This is a genomic window from Vibrio sp. 1562 (assembly GCF_033340155.1).
Lineage (GTDB): Bacteria > Pseudomonadota > Gammaproteobacteria > Enterobacterales > Vibrionaceae > Vibrio > Vibrio alginolyticus.
Genome location: NZ_JAWOVY010000063.1, coordinates 1 through 3,087, shown reverse-complemented (window position 1 = coordinate 3,087; position 3,087 = coordinate 1). Strand labels below are relative to the sequence as shown.

4 protein-coding genes are annotated in these 3,087 nt (G+C 47.2%); all 4 read left to right on the top strand.

The window, feature by feature from the left end; genetic code table 11:
- Positions 1-121 precede the first annotated feature (121 nt).
- The 4 genes from radC to R7Z49_RS23095 all read left to right on the top strand — a co-directional run bounded on the left by radC (position 122) and on the right by R7Z49_RS23095 (position 2,921).
- Positions 122-619 (top strand): RadC family protein, encoded by a 498-nt coding sequence (radC, locus tag R7Z49_RS23110; protein ID WP_005398013.1) that lies wholly within the window; start codon positions 122-124, stop codon positions 617-619.
- Entirely contained in the window at positions 619-960 is a 342-nt protein-coding gene (locus R7Z49_RS23105) for a plasmid-related protein (protein WP_213916569.1), read from the top strand. Before radC ends, R7Z49_RS23105 begins: the two co-directional genes overlap by 1 nt.
- Before the next feature lie 91 nt (positions 961-1,051).
- Positions 1,052-2,125 (top strand): primase-helicase zinc-binding domain-containing protein, encoded by a 1,074-nt coding sequence (locus tag R7Z49_RS23100; RefSeq protein WP_318112093.1) that lies wholly within the window; start codon positions 1,052-1,054, stop codon positions 2,123-2,125.
- An 88-nt stretch (positions 2,126-2,213) separates the two neighbouring features.
- Complete coding sequence (locus R7Z49_RS23095; protein WP_005398010.1) at positions 2,214-2,921, top strand: hypothetical protein; 708 nt, start codon at positions 2,214-2,216, stop codon at positions 2,919-2,921.
- Positions 2,922-3,087: the final 166 nt, after the last annotated feature.

The following is a 3,087-nucleotide window of genomic DNA, read 5'->3' as shown; positions in this document are numbered from 1 at the left end:
GAGTTATTCGAAGTAACACAACAACTGTTAATTCAGTAACCACATCAATTTTACCACCCTGCGGGGACGATTCCGTCTCCGTCAGGGCATGGGTTCGTCTCCGCTTTTTTTGGAGACTCCTATGAAAAACAGAAAGTTCTTAGCTGGCGAAGAAGCCGGTACTTACATCGTTCCTGAGCAAGTGACTGAAGCAGATATATTAGATATGGCGCTCAAGCTTGCCCGTGGTCGATTGAGTAAAGGTCGCAAAATTGAACAGCCATCGTCGGCGTTTTCATACCTGCAAACACTGATGCACGAGTATGAGCACGAAGTCTTTGGCGTGCTGTTTCTTGATACAAAGCATCGCGTAATTCGATTTGAAGAGCTATTCAAAGGCACTTTAGATGCGGCGAGCGTGTATCCAAGGGTAGTAACAAAGCGGGCGCTAGAACTTAATGCGGCAGCAGTGATACTGGTTCATAACCATCCATCGGGTGATCCTGAGCCCAGTGAAGCTGATAAACGCATCACTCATCGACTCCGTGACGCCTTGTCACTTGTTGATATTCGAACGCTTGATCATGTCGTGGTCGCATCCGAGGGCTGCGTTTCGCTTGCCGAACGCGGTTATCTTTAATGAATGGGCGCATTGCCCGTTCTCCTTCATCACAAAAGCAGTCCTATCAACACACGTCATCACAGCTCGAATTTCTATTTGAGTTTGATGATGCCCCAGTCACTTGGTCTGACACGGAAATCTGGCAGTTACGCGAAGGCATTCTATTGGATGCGATCCGTGTATTGCTGGACGGTCGTGTCAATACTCGGTTGCGCAAGGATGTGTTGTCGTGGATTCAAAATGACGAAATAGCGCCATTTTGCTTTCGTGTTTGCGCGATGGCTGCCGTTGTCGATCCTGATGCGCTTCGTGATTCCATCATGTGGCTATTAAGACGACATGATATCCAGCTTGACTAACGTTCCTGCATTAACCAAACGGCTTAATGCAGGACCCAAGCTGACTTTTACCACCAGTGGTAGGAGTCGGCTTTTTACTTAAGGAGGCTATATGGCGATACCTTTACAGATTGAAACAGTGAGGCCATATCTTAATGGTCAATGGCTTCAGGTATTGGCGGCATTGGTGCCAGAACTTGATGCCGCTATTGCTCGAAAAGGCCGTCATGTGGCTTGCCCTGTTCATGGCGGTCGTGATGGCTTTAGGCTGTTCAAAGATGCTGAATATACCGGAGGTGGCGTTTGTAACACCTGCGGTATCTTTCATGATGGTTTTGAACTGTTGTCTTGGGTTAATGGGTGGAACTTTGCTCAGTCTATTGAAGCAATCGGCCAGGTTCTTGGTATTCAACCCGGACAAATACAAGCACCTTCTCGGGCAATAACGCGTAACGCTGTTGATTGGAAGGCTAGAAAGCAGGACGAGGACAAAGCGATTATCCATCGCTTGAATCAAACCTGGGGAGAAACGTTTTCTCTTGCAGATACTCGTGCGCAACCAGTTTGGAACTACTTGCATCGTCGTGGCATTGTGACGCGGCTTCGTCCTGAATGGGATTCGGTGCTGAGGTTTCATCCAAACTTGCCTTACCATGATGAAGATGGTCTGTTTATCGATAGTTACCCAGCTCTGTTAGGTAAAATCGTTACTCAGCAAGGGCGTTCGGCTACGTTCCATCGGATCTACCTAAGTGAAGATGGATTCAAAGAACCGGTCGAAAAGCCTAAAAAGATGATGCCGATACCAAGTGACAGAACAATCACTGGTGGTGCCATTCCGATAGGTGAGCCTGGTGATGTACTAGGTGTTTCTGAAGGCATCGAAACAGCTTTAGCGGTTACCAGAGCTACGGGGCAAACATGTTGGTCGGTTGTGAATGCAACCCTACTGGCTAGGTTTGAACCACCAAGTAATGTGAAAATGCTGTACATCTGGGCAGACCACGATCTCTCTGAGACTGGCCTGAATGCAGCGAATGAACTCAAGAAAAAAGCCTGGCAGAAAGGCGTTCTGACACAAGTGTTGATCCCTCCGATACCAACGTCACTCGGCGTGAAAAGTTGGGATTGGAATGATGTGCTGAATGTTTACGGTGCCATGGGGTTTCCGAAAGTTCATATCTGATCCAAGGGGCTTCGGCCCCTTTTTTGCGCCTTGCATATTTGAAAAAACATGGAGAATGAAAAAAAGATAACCAATAGGAGAAACAAACATGATGGTATTAACCCTGTTAACAAAGCAGATTGATGGTGAGTTTACGGTTTACTGGAAGACCGGCCTTCGAAGAGGTGGTGAGCTAAAGGTCGATTTAGGTGAGCAATACGACAAGCTACCTGAGCAGCAAAAGCCAATTGCAGCTGAGGTTTATGCTATTCATCACCTACTGTCAGTGAAAGAGGTGATGGGGAGTAACCGAAGCGGTAATGGGCTTCAAATCCGAGTCAGTAAAGGAGCTATCAAAAAGTTACAGAAACAACGCTCATCTCAGCATTCACTTTACAGCCTGACCAGGTTCTTGCTCACCCGTTACCAAGAAGCACAGATCTCGGTAGAGAAGCGGGACGATTGGCTCTCACATTCCTTCGAAGAATACAGCGTCGATAATGCTACAGTGAGAGAAATCGATGAGGTCATCAACGTTCCGAACATTGGACCTGTCGTGGTGACTCGTCACGCGCTAGAACGATTCGTGGAACGGCTTTCAGACGGCGTACCTAAGCATCCTTGGAAGGCTTTGTGCATTAAGCTGCTATGCCCAAGGCTAACTAAAACTCAGTTGCCAGAAAACGTCGCTATCCAAAAAGCAAAAAAATATGCTCAAGAGGCTGAGTTCTGGCAGCATCTTGGTAGCAAAATGCACTTTGTTATGATTCCGGGTGACTCAATGAAAACGTTGGTTACGGTTTTCGCAGTTAAGTGAGCTAAAGTAGTATTCGCACTTCATGAATATCACTTATGTGCCAAAAGCTGGCCTTCACACAAAAGCTGGCCTTCAGCGTAACTCGTTTCTGCCCGTGCGACCTGAAGTCGTATGAAGCGTTGTTCACCACGACAAGAGTGAACCATCTGTATCACCAGATGACCCT